Genomic DNA, 16,977 nt, shown 5'->3' with positions numbered 1-16,977 from the left:
GGGGCAGAAAATCATGAAACAGAGTTTACAAACTGCTTTTTCTTGTTCTTCTTTTCTTCTCTCCTATCCAGAACTTGGGTGGGGAGAAGCTTTAACTGAATTACAAGAAGAGATTGAAGCGATTGAACAGGAAGACGTTAAAGCAGCACTTACAGCATTTATAAAACAAGCGCTGGATAAAACGAATGATCAATTAATTGATTTTTACGTATATACATTCGATTTTGGTAAAAAGACAAATATGTATTTAACTTATATGAACACGGGTGAACAAAGAGAAAGAGGTATTGAATTACTAGAGTTAAAACAGCATTATAAAAAATCTGGTTTTGAAGTAACAGATAAAGAACTCCCTGATTATTTACCACTTTTACTTGAGTTTTTTGCAAATGCAAATGAGCAAGATAGTGAACCAATTATGAGTAAATACAAGGAGAACATACAAGCATTACACGTTCAGTTAAAAGAAGCAGGTAGTATGTATGAACCAATTCTCGCCGCTGTTCTACTCGCTATCAATACATGGGGTGTACAGACAAATTAGAAAGGAGAGTTGTCAAAATGATGGATCAATTTCTATGGGTATTGTTTCCCTATATCATTTTTGCAATCTTTATCGGTGGACATATTTTCAGATACAACTATGATCAATTTGGCTGGACATCAAAATCTAGCGAGCTATTAGAGAAGAAAATGCTCCGGATCGGAAGTCTATTATTCCACTTTGGGATAATGTTCGTAATTGGCGGTCATGTTATGGGGATTTTAATTCCAGAGTCCGTATACCGTTCAATAGGTATTTCTGAGCATATGTATCATGTAGTAGCAATTAGTTTCGGGCTTCCGGCAGGTGTTGCTTCTATCATCGGTTTAATTATATTAACGTACCGCCGTGTAACAGTAAAACGCATCATTGCAACGAGTACAAAGGGAGATTATATTGCGCTTATTTTATTATTAATCGTAATGCTAGCGGGACTTTCTTCAACCTTTTTAAATATCGACTCAAAGGGGTTTGATTATCGTACAACAATCGGTCCGTGGTTCCGAAGTCTCTTTATTTTCCAACCGAAAGTTGAATATATGATGGAAGTACCAGTATGGTTTAAAATTCATATAATTGCAGGTATGGGTCTATTCGCAGTATGGCCATTTACTAGACTTGTCCATGTATTTAGTGCCCCAATTAAATACTTAAGCCGTAGTTATGTGATTTACAGAAGACGTATTCCTAATGAATTGAAAAAATAATGCCCCTGTAAACGGATAAGAGCTAGCGGCTAAAATGAAGCGAGGCCTAATATGGAAGGTCTCGTCTTTGTTTATATAGAGGGGTGACCGTCCGTGTACGTGAAAATTAATAAGTAGCTTAATATGAAAAAAAGAGTAGCATCTAAATACGATGCTACTCTATGCTACAAACAGAGGCAGAACAATCTTCACAAGCAATTTCATATTTTAAAAATTGTAAATCATGGATTGTAATCTTTCCTTTATGAATAGAAATCGTACCTTTTTTTTTCAAATCATTTAACATTCGATTTACACTTTCACGCGAAGTTGCACAAAAGTTTGCAAGTTCTTGATTCGTTAATGGTAAATCGATGAGAATCCCATTTTCTTTTAACACACCATAACTATTTGTCATTCGAATGAGAGTAGAATACAAGGCACCTTTTTTGCCATGCAATACTAAATCTCGGAACTTCGTTTGCATTCTTCTTAAATGTTCACTAATCCATTTCATAAATTCAAATACAAGTGCGGGCTTTTGGAGTAATTCTCTTTCTAAGGCTTCACGCTTTATAACGCCTACTTCAACATCTTCAAGGCATTTTGAATTTAATAAATACTTCGCATCGTCCGTGAACAATGTTAATTCTCCAATAATGTCATATGCCGAACAAATACGGAGTGTCAACTCTTGCCCATCAGCACTTAGTTTACTAATTTGTACTTTTCCGGAGTGGATGATATAGAGTTCGGTTGCCTCCATACCTTCTTGAAAAATAAAACTTCCTTTTTTAATTTGCATTTTATATTCAACAGATGCAAGTAATTCCTTTAAATCTTGAGATAATTTCATACTGTTTGTCACAGCAATCACCTTTCTTCTTATAAGCAATACATTTCCTATTTTGAGTGTAAGTATGCTGAAAATGCAAGAGCTATTTCAAAATTGTTGTAAAATTTCAATGACCGTAAGGAGTAGGGACTGAAGATGTGAACAAAATGCGAACAGATTTGTGAAGAATTTTTGAATGGGGAAAGTAATGTGAGAAAAGTCACATTGAATATGTAGCTTCTTTTTTATAATGAAGGCAAATAAAAAATTTGAAAGCTTACTAATGATTGCAGTAGAAAAGAAGGGATATATATGCACGAGAAGATGAAAGATTCTTTAGAGCGGCCACTTCAAGATTTACGTATTTCAGTTATTGACCGTTGTAATTTTAGGTGCACGTACTGTATGCCAGCTGAAGTGTTCGGACCTGATTATGCTTTTTTACAGGAAGAGTTTTTATTAACGTTCGATGAAATAGAAAGGTTAGCGAGATTATTTATAAGTATGGGTGTTAATAAAATTAGACTTACTGGCGGTGAACCTTTATTGCGTAAAGATTTACCGAAGTTAATTGCAAGGCTTGCAAAGCTAGAAGGCTTAAAGGATATTGGACTCACAACAAACGGTATTCATTTAGCAAAACAGGCAAGGGCATTAAAAGAAGCGGGATTAAAACGTGTAAACATTAGTTTAGATGCGATAGAAGATCATGTCTTCCGAAAAATTAATGGACGAAATGTAAGTACAAAACCTGTATTGAAAGGAATTGAAGCAGCAAAGGCAGCTGGATTAGAAGTAAAAGTAAATATGGTCGTAAAAAAAGGGATGAATGATAGTCAAATTCTTCTTATGGCTCGTTATTTTAAAGAACAAGAAATTCAGCTTCGTTTTATCGAATTTATGGATGTGGGCAGTACGAACGGATGGAACTTTGAACAAGTTATTACGAAGGAACAATTAATAGAGAAAATTAATCGTGTATATCCGATTGAGCCTGTTAAACCTCGTTACTTTGGAGAAGTTGCGAAATTGTATCGATATGTAGGGAGCGATGCAGAAGTTGGATTTATTACTTCTGTTTCTGAATCTTTTTGTTCCTCTTGTACGAGAGCTCGTATATCGGCAGACGGTAAGTTTTTTACGTGCTTATTTGGAACGAAAGGAACTGATTTGCGAACGCTTCTTCGAGAAAATATTTCTGATGCATCACTATTAAAAATTCTCCAACATACATGGGAGTGCAGAACAGATCGGTATTCGGATGAAAGAACGGCTGAAAGTACAAATAAACGTCCAAAAGTTGAAATGTCTTATATTGGTGGATAGCGAAAGGAGGATTCCCTATGCAAGAGCGATATTCAAGGCAAGTATTGTTTTCTGGAATTGGTGAAATGGGACAAAGAAAAATAAGAAAAAAACATGTGCTCCTAATCGGTGCGGGTGCACTAGGAGCTGCAAATGCGGAAGCGCTCGTTAGGATGGGGATTGGGAAGTTGACAATTGCTGACCGTGACTACGTCGAATGGAGTAATTTACAGCGGCAACAGTTATATATAGAAGAAGATGCACAGCAGTGTAAACCAAAAGCAATTGCAGCGGCAGAACATTTAAGAAAGATTAATTCTGAAGTAGAAATTGTACCAATTGTAACGGATGTCACAATGCAAGAAATAGAAGAGTTAACAAAAGAAGTGGATCTTATATTGGATGCGACTGACAATTTCGATACGCGCCTACTTATAAATGACATGTCGCAAAAAGAAAATATACCTTGGATATACGGTGGATGCATTGGAAGTTACGGTGTAACGTATACAATTCTTCCGGGGGAAACACCATGCTTTCGCTGTCTAATGGATCATCCTATGGGCGGTGCAACATGTGATACAACAGGAATCATTCAGCCGGCTGTACAAATGGTCGTTGCTCACCAAGTGACAGAAGCGATGAAAATATTGGTGGACGATTATAAGGCGTTGCGAGGAACAATGTTATCATTTGATATTTGGAACAATCAATGTATCTCATTAAAAGTAAACAGGCAGAAAAAAAGTACATGTCCATCTTGTGGGAAATCACGAACGTATCCAAGCTTAACATTTGAAGCACAAATAAAAATAGAAGTGCTATGCGGAAGGAATACGGTTCAAATCCGTCCAGGGATAAAGCGAGTTCTTAATTTAGAAGAAATTCAAAAGCGCTTACAAAAAAGCAGGAGTGTCAAAGAAACTCCATATTTACTATCGTTTCTAGTAGATGAATATCGTGTTGTTTTATTTACAGACGGCAGAGCGTTTATTCATGGGACTAATGATATGAAAATGGCAAAACGATTATACGCAAAATATATAGGATGAACAGAAAGAGAGTTTATCCTTATCAAAACGAGGCGAAAAAAGAATGCTAGAAAAACGTAAACCAATTCCAGTAGCAGAAGCAGTTGCACGCATAATGGAGTATGCTCATCAAGGTGAAATAGAAAAGGTTTCTCTTATAGACAGCTACGGTAGAATGCTTGGAGAAGATGTTATTGCAGATCATGATGTCCCGCATTTCGATCGCTCTCCGTACGACGGATTTGCGATTCGAGCGGAAGATACAAAAAAAGCAAATAGCAGTAACCCGATTCAGTTTGAAGTGATTGGTGAGATCGGGGCAGGTTCTGTTTTTAGAGAAGAGGTGAAAGCATTTCAAGCTGTACGTATTATGACAGGAGCTGCAATTCCAGCAGGATGTAATGCGGTTGTTATGTTAGAGCTAACGGAAGGATTTGAAGAAAAAGAAAAGACTTATATGAAATTAAAACGCTCTTTCGCTGCTGGTGATAACATTTCTTTTAAAGGAGAAGATGTAAAACAAAATGCCATACTTGTGAAAAAAGGGACTTCTATTAAACCTGGAGTAGCAGCGCTTCTTGCTACGTTTGGTTATAGTTCCGTACATGTTGTAAAACAGCCGGTTATTGGAATTGTAGCGACAGGAAGTGAACTTTTAGAAGTACATGAACAGCTTAAACCGGGGAAGATTCGAAATAGTAATTCCTATATGATTGCTGCTCAAATTGAGCGAGCAGGTGGAATTGTACGCTATTATGGACAATTTGCTGACGATTTAGAGACGTGTTATGAGACCGTAAAAAGAGCAATAAAAGAAGTCGATATTTTAATTACAACTGGTGGCGTTTCGGTAGGAGACTATGACTATTTACCTGCTATTTATGAGAGATTACGAGCTAATGTACTTTTCAACAAAATAGCGATGCGACCAGGAAGTGTGACAACTGTAGCTGAGCTAGAAGGAAAACTATTATTTGGTCTATCTGGTAATCCTTCAGCTTGTTATGTCGGATGTGAATTATATGTTCGGCCAGTCATTGGAACATATTTGCATAGAAAAGATCCGCACGTATATCGAGCAGAAGCAATTTTACAGAAAGACTTTCCAAAAGTAAACCCATTTACTCGTTTTGTAAGAGGGAGAGTAGAAATTGTAGATGGCCAATTGCAAGCTACACCAGTTGGTTTAGATAAATCTAGTGCAATTTCTTCACTTGCAGAGGCGAATGCATTTATCGTTCTGCCGGGAGGAACGAGAGGATTTGAAGCAGGAATAATTGTTTCGGTATTATTATTGGAATCGAACATAGGAAGTGAGTGGCCGTGGAAAGAACCACTTCGATCATACAAGTAATAGAAAAATAGATTGCTAACTTATACAAAGGTAAGAGGTGCAAAATGACACATACGTATTATGAAGTAATTGATACACCTATTTCAATTGAAGAAGTTACAAACAAAGTAATTCGGTGTGAGTGTGGTGCGGTTACTACTTTCATTGGTACCGTCAGAGAATTTACGAAAGGACGTCGTACGCTATATTTAGAGTATGTAGCATATAAAACAATGGCGGAAAAACAGCTTGAGAAAATTGGTAATGAAGTAGAAGAGAAGTGGCCTGGGACATATGTAGCAATTACACATCGCATTGGTACATTGGAAATTTCTGATTTTGCTGTTGTTGTCGCCGTTTCAACACCACACCGGAAAGCAGCCTATGAGGCGAACGAATATATTATGGAGCGTATAAAACAAATTGTTCCGATTTGGAAGAAAGAGTTTTGGGAAGATGGTGAGTCATGGATAGGTGATCAGTTAGAGAAAATAGCATATGCAAATGGTGAGCCTGAAAGGGGGATGAGAACATGATTGAAGTACTATTATTTGCACATTTGCAAGAAGAAGCAAGTAAGCCGGCCTTGTACATAGATTGTGAAAATATTACGGTTGCTGAAGTAAAGGAAGTTCTCATTAAGAAATACAGCGTAGCGATTTCAAACGAGATAATGGTCGCCGTAAATGAAGAGTATGCAAATGAGGATGACATTATTCAAACTGGCGATGTAGTAGCAATGATTCCGCCAGTAAGTGGTGGTTGATTCTTTTCAGCCTAATCATGTTAGGACGTGATTAGGCTGGAGAGAATGAATATAACTATGCATACATAGGAGGGAACAGGATGAAAAGTCCTAATTTTCAATTAAGTTTACAAACTTCTAATCTAGTTATCGGTTTTATGGTATGGGTTATCTTATCATCATTAATGCCATATATTAAAGCGGATATTCCATTAACTGCGGGACAAATTTCTATGGTCACAGCAGTACCGGTTATTTTAGGTTCTATTCTTCGCATTCCAATTGGTTATTGGACAAATCGTTACGGAGCAAGGAAATTGTTCTTTATTAGTTTTATACTTTTATTATTCCCTGTCTTTTACATTAGTGTTGCCAATTCTATGATGGATTTAATTATTGGTGGATTATTTGTAGGGATTGGTGGTGCTGTATTCTCTGTAGGAGTAACTTCTCTACCGAAATACTTCCCGAAAGAGAGTCACGGTTTTGTAAATGGTATTTACGGTGTGGGTAACGCTGGAACAGCAATTACTTCATTTTTAGCACCTGTAATTGCGACATCAGTTGGCTGGAGAACAACAGTACAGTGTTATTTAGTTTTACTTGCAGCATTTGCACTTATGAACTTTTTATTAGGCGATCGTAAGGAAAAAAAGGTGAATACACCATTAATGGAACAAATAAAAGGTGTATATAAAAATGAAAAACTTTGGTTTCTATGTATCTTTTACTTTTTAACATTTGGATCATTTGTTGCATTTACAGTATATTTACCAAACTTTTTAGTATCTCACTTCGGATTAGAGAAAGTAGATGCAGGCATGCGGACAGCTGGATTCATCGTATTAGCAACAATGATGCGCCCGATTGGTGGTTGGCTCGGTGATAAATTTAATCCATTTAAAATATTAATCTTCGTATTTATCGGCTTAACACTATCTGGTATTGTTTTATCATTCATGCCTAGTATGAACGTGTATACATTTGGTTGCTTACTAGTCGCATTCTGTGCAGGTATTGGAAATGGTACAATCTTTAAGCTTGTTCCAATGTACTTCTCTGAGCAAGCAGGGATTGTAAATGGGGTTGTGTCAGCTTTAGGTGGATTAGGAGGGTTCTTCCCACCATTAATTTTAACGTTACTATTCCAACTAACAGGTCATTATGCAATTGGATTTATGGCGTTATCAGAAGTCGCTCTTGCTTGTTTAATCATTACAGTATGGATGTATAGCCAAGAGAAGCTGTTAGTGATGTTAAAGAATCATTAATAAAGAAAAAGAACCCTCCTAAAGTAATCTAGGAGGGTTCTTTTAGTAATAGGCTTCGATATGTTTTTTATTGCTAACTTAACAAACACTTGTATTCTAAAATAATGTGGTTTAAAAATGAAAAACAGAAGTTTTGTGGAATTTTATGTTAAAATATAGATATCAGATGTTATTCAATTAAAGGGTTAGTTAAAGAAAGTTTAAATCTCTTCCGAAGATAGAACTAATTTTTAGCATACAAATACTTAATTGGATCGGGGTGTTTAGATGAAAAAATTATATAAGTCCACTCAAGATAAACAAGTATCAGGTGTATTAGGTGGCTTAAGCGATAAATATGGAATTGATGTTAGTATCCTTCGAATAGTAACTGCATTATCAGCCTTTTTTACTAGTGGATTTACGGTGTTACTTTATATAATAGCTGCAATTGTTTTGCCTACAGATAAAGATATTAAGAGATAAATCTATGAACTTAAATCTAATTCCACAATCGAGAACTTTAAAGGAACGATTAGATAAAGGCACTCCGCCTCTTACATGTCTAGGGTACTTGAAAAGGACTTCCATTGACGTTAGTCATAGAGATAGGAGTGTCAATTATTTGTTTAATAATAAAAAGAACAAACGTCTCTAAAAAACGTTTGTCCGAAGTAAATTCATAGTTAGATAAGAGCTAGATTACGATTTATGTGTACAAGAAAGCCTTTTTATAAGTTTAGGAAGGACAGAAGTTAATTCTTGCTTCATCCGCTTCGTAAACGATGGATCCTTACCGGAAGTTGAAATCGTTACAATATATTCATCATTTCGGATGACACCAGGTGTGTGAAAGGATGATGCTGCGCCATCACTTACAACGTTAACCCATTGGAAATCATGTGCGGCTTGTTTGACCATCATATTGACATCATGTTGATTTGTAGCTGCATAAATAAGGTGAGCATCTTTAATATCATCATTACTAAAAGTTTTTTGCTTCCAAGTAATATAAGGAAGTTCCTTCATTTCCTCGCAAATCTCTGGGCTGATAACGGTGACAAAAGCGCCTGTATCTTTTAATCCAGACGCTTTCCGATATGCGATTTTACCACCACCAACTATAACAACTACTTTTTTATCTAAATTAAACATAAGAGGGCACATGTTATACATACACACATTCCTCCATTCGTTCTAATAATGTTAACTTCATATATGTATCAAACTGAAGACAGTTGCAAGTCGTAACGTGATCATATTTTTTTGTATGCAACTTAATTTTTTGAAGCAACAATCCAGTAAAGAGAAGATACGGCATGACATATACATGGGACGCAGTCGATGTTATAGTCTTGAGCTCAGCGGTAAAAGAGGGAGTTCCTTTCGTTAAAAAGGAACAACATACTGGCATACCGAGTTTTTGTTCGACAACTGCTCCGATGTGTTGTAACTCATGTATCGGCTGTGGATCACTACTACCTCGTCCTACGAGTAAAACGCTACTACCTTGCTTTGGCATAGTTTCACGTATTCTTTTCACTACAAGTTCCACCATATTTGGATGCGTACTAAAAGGTGGTGCAACTGAAAATGTTATATGTGGATATTTCTTTTGTAGTTGCTCTATTTCAAAAGGAATATCACGTTTATAGTGAGCTGCCGCAAATAATAAAACAGGTACAATCATTATTTCAGTTGCCCCCTGTATTATTGCTTCTGTAACCGCATCCTGAATGGTAGGAGTTGTTAGTTCAAGAAAAGCTATTTTTTGAATTCTTTCGTTACGTTCTTTCATAACAGATTGAATAAAGTGAATGAATTGTTCTTTACCTTCTTGTAGTCGGCTACCGTGTCCAACATATACAATTCCTTTCATCGTACCACCATGTCTTTCTTCATAATAATATTTTGTAATTGATGATCGATGTTATGAAACCCGACTTTATTTGCATAGTGTAAAGTTGGAACGTCGGTATACGAGAATGGAAGAGTAAGAATATCGATAAAGCCAAGTCGTTTTATTTCTGATAAAAATGTATCAATTGAGGCACGCCCTTCAAACACAATGCTATCCCATGAGAATTCAGAAAGCATACGAGAATGGACTTCATCGAAACGATGATCAATTGTATACTCATGAGTCATCATATAGGAGCCAGCACCAATTTTCTCTTGAATAAAAGCAATCCGATTAATATTTCTGCCTAAATAAACAGTAGTATCGGAAGAGAACTCTGCTTGTTTACTTAGTAGCCCATATTGCATCAGTTTTTCTTGAGTGGCAACGTTCATATACTGCAGTTTTGCTTGTAAGGAACGAATATCTTTCTGGTGTTTACTACATGATCGCATCAAGATTTCTACACTTTCATCTGAACAAAATACAAGGCGATCAACGTTAAAAATTTCATTGATTTGTTCAGATGTTAATGTGTATTCTTCCCTTTTGAAAGTTGGAATTTGATATGTTTCTGCACCGCATTCTTGTAACTTTTGCTTCATGAAACTGGTTTTATTTGTTGCGGATGCAAATAAAACTTTTTTACCATGCAATGGTTTACGTTCTTTCCAAGCGATTTGATCCCGTAAGGAAACGACATCACCAACAATTGTCATGGAAGGGTTAGAAATATTTTCGTTTTTGACGATAGGAACAATGGTTGAAAGTGTTCCTGTGACAACGCGTTGCTTTCCAGTTGTACCCCACTCAATGACTGCTACGGGTGTATTTTCTTGTTTTCCTGCTTGTAGTAAGTTTTCACAAATTGTAGGTAAGTTTTTTATACCCATGTAGTAGGCAATTGTGTCGCTATTGTGGGATGAGTTATATTTTCCATGATCGGTTAAAGGACCTTTCGAATGTCCAGTTAGTAAAGTTACACTATTACTATAGTCACGGTGGGTGAGGGGGATACCTGCATAACTACTAGCGGCGATGCTAGCTGTAATACCTGGCACAATCTCGTATGGAATGTCCGCTGCTGCTAAAGTTTCTGCTTCTTCACCAACACGGCCAAAAATAGATGGATCTCCGCCCTTTAAGCGGACAACGATTTTTCCTTCTTTCGCAAATTGAAGGAGGTGGGCGTTAATCATTTCTTGACGCATAGTATGATTCTTTGGCATTTTACCGCAATAAATAAGTTCACAAGTTGGCTTTGTATAGCTAAGAAAGTTAGGGTTCAATAAGCGGTCATATAAGACAATATCTGCACGTTTTAAGCAATTTATCGCTTTCTTTGTAATAAGCCCTTCATCACCTGGTCCTGCACCAACTAAATATACATATCCGTTCATAATCGCACCTCATCATTTTTTATTTAAAAGGAAGCCAGAGGAGGCTTCCTTTCGTAAATTACATGTTTATATAAATGTCACCATCAATAACTTCTACTTCGTACGTTTGGATACAGCCGTCATCAGGTTTTTGGACTTCACCTGTTAGTAATGAAATTTTCCAATCATGTAGTGGGCAAAAGACGAATTCCCCAGATACAATTCCTTCCGCTAACGGTCCATTTTTATGAGGGCACCGATTTTCTACAGCTCGAATATCACCATTTGAAAGGCGGAATAGGGCGATAGACATACCTTTCATTTGTACCTCTTTACCGATTTGAATAGGAAGGTCTTCCGCACGCATAACTTTTATTTTTTCTTTCGTTTGTATCATATAGATCACAGCTCCTTATTTCACAGTTTCTACTTCATACATCGCTTTTAAAGACTTCGTTTCTAGTGCTTGTCCCCAAGCTTCCGTATATGTGCTACGAGCTGTTTGGAAACGTTCATTTAGCGTAGTAACCATACTTGCATCTTGTAGTATTTCTTTTATGTGATCGAAGCCTAAACGTTCTGTCCAGTAGGCAGTACGCTCTCCGTAAATACCAGTTTCACGATAATACTGCATGTAAGCTGTAGCGATGCGAAGAACATCGTCTTCAGTAGGGACGATCATTACAAAATCAGCTTCACGTACTTCCGTACCACCATTTCCGCCGATATATAGTTGATATCCATTTTCGACACAAACAACGCCAAAATCTTTCGTCAGTACTTCCGCACAGTTACGTGGACAACCCGTTACACCCATCTTCATTTTATGAGGTGTATCTACCATTTCTAATGATTGTTCAAGTAGCATACCAAGTCCTAATGAATCTTTCGTACCGAATCGGCAGAAGCGAGAACCAACACATGATTTTACATTACGAAGTGATTTTGAGTACGCATATCCAGAAGTCATATTTAAGTCAGCCCATACGTTAGGTAAATCTTGTTTCTTAACACCATATAAGCCGATTCGGCTCGCACCTGTAATTTTTACGAGAGGAACGTCATATTTTTTTGCGACTTCAGCAATTTTCATTAAATCATCTGCGGTTGTAACGCCTCCGTACATACGTGGAATAACAGAAAATGTACCATCATGCTGGATGTTACCATTCATTCTTTCATTAACGTAACGGGATGATTTATCATCTGCATATTCTTCCGGAATCGCCATACGTAAATAGTAATTTAAAGCAGGACGACATTTTGAACAGCCGTCTTCATGGGCAAAACCAAGAACATTTCGTACTTCTTTTGGCGATTTTAAACCTTTCTCGTGAATGGCCGCTACGACTTCATCACGTGATAAAGTTGTACATCCACACATACCGGTAGATTGTGCTGAGGCATCAAAAGCATCTCCAAGTGTATGAGATAAAATTTGTTCAACAAGAGGACGACATTTACCACAAGATCCTGCGGCTTTCGTACATCCTTTTACTTCATCAAAAGTTGTTAAGTCTTGTTCTAAAATGGCATGAACAATTGCACCTTTTGTAACACCGTTACAACCGCACACAGTGTCATCGGCACTCATTGTAGCAACGTTAAGTTCACTTTCCTCACCAGCTTTGTGAAGAAGGGAAGCGGCTGTATATTCTTGTATATCTTCTTCTTTCTTTAACATGCTAAAGAGGCGTGTACCATCAGCAGTATCACCATATAAAACGATACCGACGACTTTATTGTCACGAATTAATACTTTTTTATAGGAACGTTTACATTCATCAAAGATTGAAATTGCTTTCGTTTGATCATCTTCATAAATTTGACCAGCAGAGAATAAATCACAACCTGCAACTTTTAATTGCGTACCGACGATGCTGCCCGCATATCCATTAGTTTGTAAATTCGTTATATGTTTTGCTAATATTACGCCTTGTTCATAAAGAGGGGCAACAAGTCCATATGCGATACCGCCATGTTCCGCACATTCTCCAACAGCATAAATGGATTCATCATTTGTTTGCATATAGTCGTTGACTACAATGCCGCGATTTACAAGTAAACTAGCATCTTTTGCTAAATGGGTATTCGGGCGTATTCCAACAGCCATCACGATTAAATCACAATTTACAATTTCACCATCTTCAAACTGAATACCCTCAACATGATTTGTACCAAGTATCTTTACAGTTTTCTTTTCCATTAGAAACTTCATGCCTTGCGCTTCTAAATCTTCACGCAATAGGGAAGCTGCTTTCGTATCTAGTTGTTGCTCCATTAAGCTAGGCATTAAATGAACAACATGTACGTCCATTCCTAAGTCAATAAGACCTCTTGCGGCTTCTAAACCGAGTAATCCACCACCAATGACAACGGCCTTTTTCTTTTCTTTAGCGGTATCCATCATAAATTGTGTATCTTCAATTGTTCGAAATCCTGTTACACCAGGAAGGGTGGAACCTTCAACTGGTAAAATAAAAGCACTAGAACCTGTTGCGATAATGAGTTTGTCGTATGTAAGAGTACGATTTTTTTCTGTGACAATGACCTTTTCCTCGCGGTTAATACTTTGAACTCTCTCGTTTGTATATAAAGTTATTTCGTTTTCTTCGTACCAACTATGTTCGTTCATAATGATATCTTGCATATTTGTTTTGCCTTGTAGAACATGAGAGAGCATAATGCGATTGTAGTTTGGATGTGGTTCATCTCCAAAAATAGTAATCTCATATGAATCACTATCATGTTTTAATATTTCTTCCATACAGCGTATGCCAGCCATACCATTTCCGATCATAACTAAACGTTTTTTCATTTTCGTTTCCCCTTTTTATGTGAAATATTGAACAAAGGATTATATTTCTATTATAGAAAATTAAAAAAGAGGGAGATGTGATATTTATCACATTTTTATAATGGTTCACAAATTGTTAAAATTCGGATTTATGTGAAGGGAGAAGCGAAAGGGAATATGGTTATAGGGTAGAGGGGAAGCATGAATATTTTTCACGCAATGAAAAAGCAGGACATGAGCATTTATACTCATGTCCTGCACTTTATTTATGCTCTTGAAATTGCACGTGGAAATAAAATATTATTTTCTAAATGAATGTGCTCAAATAAATCAGACTCTAGCGCTTCAAGACGTTGGTAAACAAGTCGATAAGTGCCGCAAGCGCCTTCTGGTGGAGTAAAATCATTTGTCACCTTACGAAGTTCTTTAATAATATTGCCAGCGTGGTTATGTTCATTCTCCAACTCGTCTACTACTTTACGTAACTTTGCATAGTTTTCATCAGTTGGATTTTGTTCGAATTCTAAAATTAACGGGAAATCTTCCGTTTCTTCTTTAATTAAATGTTGTTCTAATTCCATTTTAAGTTCATGAAATAGCTTATGAATTTGAGCTAAATGAGGCTGATTTGCCCCATGAACACGTAATACCTTCGTTACATATGGACTTAGCTGTGGCAACTCTTCATTTAAATAGCGATGATGCTTATTAATTACATAATCAATCAATTCGCGATAAGAAGCATTTTTCCAATCAATTTCAGATTCATTTAATAGTTTCGTATTATGATAAAGCGTATTTAACTCTGTAATTACTTCAGAAGCTGATAAATTTCTTTCATTAATTGCATCAATAAGTGGTCTATTACCACCACAGCAAAAATCTATTCTATATGACTTAAAAAGGTCGCTAGCTTTCGGGAATTGCGTAACAATCTCACCAACAATTGAAGTTTCAGTAAATGTATGTTCCATATGAATGCCTCCATAAAGTTTAAATGTAATATCTAAATTAAGAATAGCGATAAATGAAAAATAATGAGGTGATTGAAATCACTTTTTATGTGTCATTTTTGAGAATAAAAAAATGAGTTTTATAAAAGGAAGAGGAGGGGGATTTGTCGTAATAGTTTCTCATAATAAAAAAGAAGCTTACTAGAAGCTTCTTTTTTACTACTATTTTTCACATGCAATTCCATCGCCATCACGATCAAGTTTAGAGCTATAGCCAGGTTGATCCCTATATAAAGGAGCTTTCCCAGCAGCTCTAACTGCATCACAATTTTTGTAATATGCGTTACTTGTATTTCCTGAAGCAGGTTTTGTTTGAGTTTGCTGTGCTTTTTGTTGTTCCTGTTGTACGCGAGCCTGCTCATCAGCTTGACGTTGTTGCTCTTCTTGCTGTTTCCGAGCTTGCTCAGCAGCTTGGCGTTGTTGTTCTTCTTGTTGTTTACGAGCCTGCTCATCAGCTTGACGCTGTTGCTCTTCTTGTTGTTTACGGGCTTGTTCTTCAGCTTGGCGTTTCTCATCCTCTTGCTTACGAGCTAGTTCCTCAGCTTGGCGTTTCTCCTCTTCTTGCTTACGAGCTAGTTCCTCAGTTTGGCGTTTCTCATCCTCTTGCTTACGAGCTAGTTCTTCAGCTTGGCGTTTCTCATCTTCTTGCTTACGAGTTTTTTCGTCCGCCTCTTTCTTTTCTAATTCCTTTTTCTTTTCGTCATCTTTTTTCTCTTCACTATTAGAAGCGACTTGTTTATTCGTTGCTGTCGTTTTTGCAGAAGAAGGACTTGAAATACCTGATAGCGCAACAAAAATGACAAATAAAATAGCTGTGATAATAAATTGTTTTTTTGCTACACCTGTCTTTTTAATTACGGATAAGATTGCTAGAACAAGGAAAAAAATAAATAAAATCAAACTTAAAGTAGCAAAGAAATCGATGACTGGGTGTTCAGATTTTGTAGTGCCCATTCCTATTAAGAGAAATGAAATCATAAAAAGAATAACAGTAGGACGACCATACTGTTTTGCTTTTCCATTTTTCTTAAAGAATGAAATGATACATAAAATTAAAAGAATGATAGCAATAAAAAATAAAGCTGCACCAATATTACTCAAAACTGCCATTTTAATACCTCCATTTGTAAGATTTTCTCTATAGATTATATAGGAATTTATTGGATATTACACGTTTTATATTAATTTAGAAAATTAATATTTTAATAGACATATAAACATTTATTTTATATATAAGGAAAAATAGATGTATTTACTATTACTTTTTGAAAGAGATTTCATAAATTATAGTATATCGATTGAAAGGAGGAGATTTGTATGGAATTTCAATTATTAGTGAATTGCGTGTTACAAGAAGGGAATGCTTACTTTTTAGTAACAAAAGTAGATGATGTTATTACGTTGAAAGTGCCAATTACAGCAGGAGTAGCAGGTTTATTCTTAGCTTTAGGTGTACCAAGATGTTCTTAATTTAGCTTTTGATAGTAAAAGGATGAGGGACAAGCCTTACCCTTTTACTATTACATAATTTTTTTATGTAAACTAAATGAGTTTTTTAATATTATTTTTGCCATAGCACGTTTAAAACGGACATGCATATACTATAATGTTTCATTGGCCTTTGATGATGAACGATAGTTTTAAAAAGTGTATCGAAAGTAGAAGTGATATTCTTTTCAATAATGAAAATAAAAGAGGTGCTAGTATATATGAAAAGACGAACGTATGATATTCCAGTCGTATTACGAAGAGAATGGTTTTTAATAGAATTAGCGCATTTAACAAAAAAATATGGGATTGAAATAGCAACTAGTAAAATAGAAGATGCACCATTTCTAAGAGATCAAGTTACAGAATTCAAAATAGGAGCGGGTTTGCAATACGATAAATATGATGATGAGTATATCATCGAGTTTTAAACAAAGAAGCTGCGTATAAAAGGTTATTAAAGAGACCTTTTATACGCAGTTTTTTTGTAAAGAGAAAGCTTTATTGAGAAATATTCAAAACGCTTATTGTAAAAAGGAATGAAGAAATGTTGAGAGAATAACGTTTGATAAGAAAGGAATGCGGCTATTAATTTCTTATTATATTGTAACGTAAAAGTAATTGATTAAATGGAATTTAAAACAATTGGTGTTCAACGGAATGGTAGCGTT

Annotated in this window: 19 protein-coding genes; 11 read left to right on the top strand and 8 right to left on the bottom strand. The window is 36.1% G+C overall.

What is annotated here, in order from left to right:
• Nucleotides 1-13 precede the first annotated feature (13 nt).
• Nucleotides 14-544 (top strand): nitrate reductase molybdenum cofactor assembly chaperone, encoded by a 531-nt coding sequence (gene narJ / locus MR155_RS05265; RefSeq protein ID WP_242308530.1) that lies wholly within the window; start codon nucleotides 14-16, stop codon nucleotides 542-544.
• A 17-nt stretch (nucleotides 545-561) separates the two neighbouring features.
• Complete coding sequence (gene narI / locus MR155_RS05260; protein ID WP_113938590.1) at nucleotides 562-1,251, top strand: respiratory nitrate reductase subunit gamma; 690 nt, start codon at nucleotides 562-564, stop codon at nucleotides 1,249-1,251.
• 154 nt (nucleotides 1,252-1,405) lie between these two features.
• On the opposite strand, the gene MR155_RS05255 is transcribed toward narI, so the two are convergent.
• Complete coding sequence (locus MR155_RS05255; protein WP_219302123.1) at nucleotides 1,406-2,098, bottom strand: Crp/Fnr family transcriptional regulator; 693 nt, start codon at nucleotides 2,096-2,098, stop codon at nucleotides 1,406-1,408.
• Between the two features lie 279 nt (nucleotides 2,099-2,377).
• On the opposite strand from MR155_RS05255, the gene moaA reads away from it, so the two are divergent.
• The 7 genes from moaA to MR155_RS05220 all read left to right on the top strand — a co-directional run bounded on the left by moaA (nucleotide 2,378) and on the right by MR155_RS05220 (nucleotide 8,215).
• A complete protein-coding gene (gene moaA, locus MR155_RS05250) occupies nucleotides 2,378-3,391 on the top strand; it encodes a GTP 3',8-cyclase MoaA (RefSeq protein WP_002168528.1) in 1,014 nt (337 codons plus the stop codon).
• 17 nt (nucleotides 3,392-3,408) lie between these two features.
• Nucleotides 3,409-4,422, top strand: coding sequence for a molybdopterin-synthase adenylyltransferase MoeB (locus tag MR155_RS05245; protein ID WP_219302125.1), 1,014 nt, complete (start codon nucleotides 3,409-3,411; stop codon nucleotides 4,420-4,422).
• Between the two features lie 43 nt (nucleotides 4,423-4,465).
• A complete protein-coding gene (locus MR155_RS05240) occupies nucleotides 4,466-5,755 on the top strand; it encodes a molybdopterin molybdotransferase MoeA (protein ID WP_219302126.1) in 1,290 nt (429 codons plus the stop codon).
• A gap of 44 nt (nucleotides 5,756-5,799) precedes the next feature.
• Nucleotides 5,800-6,270 carry a molybdenum cofactor biosynthesis protein MoaE gene (locus tag MR155_RS05235; protein WP_219302127.1) on the top strand — a complete coding sequence of 157 codons (471 nt, stop codon included), beginning with the start codon at nucleotides 5,800-5,802 and terminating at the stop codon, nucleotides 6,268-6,270.
• Nucleotides 6,267-6,500 carry a molybdopterin converting factor subunit 1 gene (gene moaD / locus MR155_RS05230; protein ID WP_219302128.1) on the top strand — a complete coding sequence of 78 codons (234 nt, stop codon included), beginning with the start codon at nucleotides 6,267-6,269 and terminating at the stop codon, nucleotides 6,498-6,500. The genes MR155_RS05235 and moaD overlap by 4 nt, the downstream gene beginning before the upstream one ends.
• A gap of 80 nt (nucleotides 6,501-6,580) precedes the next feature.
• On the top strand, nucleotides 6,581-7,750 hold the full coding sequence (narK, locus tag MR155_RS05225; protein WP_002031603.1) for a nitrate transporter NarK: 1,170 nt from the start codon (nucleotides 6,581-6,583) through the stop codon (nucleotides 7,748-7,750).
• Between the two features lie 267 nt (nucleotides 7,751-8,017).
• The gene (locus MR155_RS05220) at nucleotides 8,018-8,215 is read left to right on the top strand and encodes a PspC domain-containing protein (protein WP_000737853.1); all 198 of its coding nucleotides are present in this window, start codon (nucleotides 8,018-8,020) and stop codon (nucleotides 8,213-8,215) included.
• Nucleotides 8,216-8,431: 216 nt separating this feature from the next.
• Here MR155_RS05220 and MR155_RS05215 read toward each other — a convergent pair whose 3' ends face one another.
• The 7 genes from MR155_RS05215 to MR155_RS05185 all read right to left on the bottom strand — a co-directional run bounded on the left by MR155_RS05215 (nucleotide 8,432) and on the right by MR155_RS05185 (nucleotide 15,928).
• The gene (locus MR155_RS05215) at nucleotides 8,432-8,905 is read right to left on the bottom strand and encodes a precorrin-2 dehydrogenase (protein ID WP_219302129.1); all 474 of its coding nucleotides are present in this window, start codon (nucleotides 8,903-8,905) and stop codon (nucleotides 8,432-8,434) included.
• Nucleotides 8,898-9,608 carry a sirohydrochlorin chelatase gene (locus tag MR155_RS05210; protein ID WP_219302130.1) on the bottom strand — a complete coding sequence of 237 codons (711 nt, stop codon included), beginning with the start codon at nucleotides 9,606-9,608 and terminating at the stop codon, nucleotides 8,898-8,900. Before MR155_RS05210 ends, MR155_RS05215 begins: the two co-directional genes overlap by 8 nt.
• Nucleotides 9,605-11,029, bottom strand: coding sequence for a uroporphyrin-III C-methyltransferase (locus MR155_RS05205; RefSeq protein WP_219302131.1), 1,425 nt, complete (start codon nucleotides 11,027-11,029; stop codon nucleotides 9,605-9,607). The genes MR155_RS05210 and MR155_RS05205 overlap by 4 nt, the downstream gene beginning before the upstream one ends.
• Nucleotides 11,030-11,087: 58 nt before the next feature.
• Complete coding sequence (gene nirD, locus MR155_RS05200; RefSeq protein ID WP_061689857.1) at nucleotides 11,088-11,405, bottom strand: nitrite reductase small subunit NirD; 318 nt, start codon at nucleotides 11,403-11,405, stop codon at nucleotides 11,088-11,090.
• A 15-nt stretch (nucleotides 11,406-11,420) separates the two neighbouring features.
• A complete protein-coding gene (gene nirB, locus MR155_RS05195) occupies nucleotides 11,421-13,826 on the bottom strand; it encodes an NADPH-nitrite reductase large subunit (protein ID WP_219302132.1) in 2,406 nt (801 codons plus the stop codon).
• Between the two features lie 245 nt (nucleotides 13,827-14,071).
• Entirely contained in the window at nucleotides 14,072-14,779 is a 708-nt protein-coding gene (ric, locus tag MR155_RS05190) for an iron-sulfur cluster repair di-iron protein (protein ID WP_242308522.1), read from the bottom strand.
• A gap of 201 nt (nucleotides 14,780-14,980) precedes the next feature.
• A complete protein-coding gene (locus MR155_RS05185) occupies nucleotides 14,981-15,928 on the bottom strand; it encodes an excalibur calcium-binding domain-containing protein (RefSeq protein WP_242308511.1) in 948 nt (315 codons plus the stop codon).
• Nucleotides 15,929-16,135: 207 nt separating this feature from the next.
• On the opposite strand from MR155_RS05185, the gene exsG reads away from it, so the two are divergent.
• Both exsG and MR155_RS05175 read left to right on the top strand, forming a co-directional pair.
• On the top strand, nucleotides 16,136-16,288 hold the full coding sequence (gene exsG, locus MR155_RS05180) for an exosporium protein ExsG (protein WP_000395676.1): 153 nt from the start codon (nucleotides 16,136-16,138) through the stop codon (nucleotides 16,286-16,288).
• Between the two features lie 239 nt (nucleotides 16,289-16,527).
• Nucleotides 16,528-16,737, top strand: coding sequence for a hypothetical protein (locus tag MR155_RS05175; RefSeq protein ID WP_002085943.1), 210 nt, complete (start codon nucleotides 16,528-16,530; stop codon nucleotides 16,735-16,737).
• Nucleotides 16,738-16,977: the final 240 nt, after the last annotated feature.

The sequence above is a fragment of the Bacillus cereus group sp. BfR-BA-01331 genome, assembly GCF_022663915.1.
Classification (GTDB): domain Bacteria; phylum Bacillota; class Bacilli; order Bacillales; family Bacillaceae_G; genus Bacillus_A; species Bacillus_A mycoides.
This window is presented reverse-complemented; position numbering and strand designations above follow the sequence as displayed.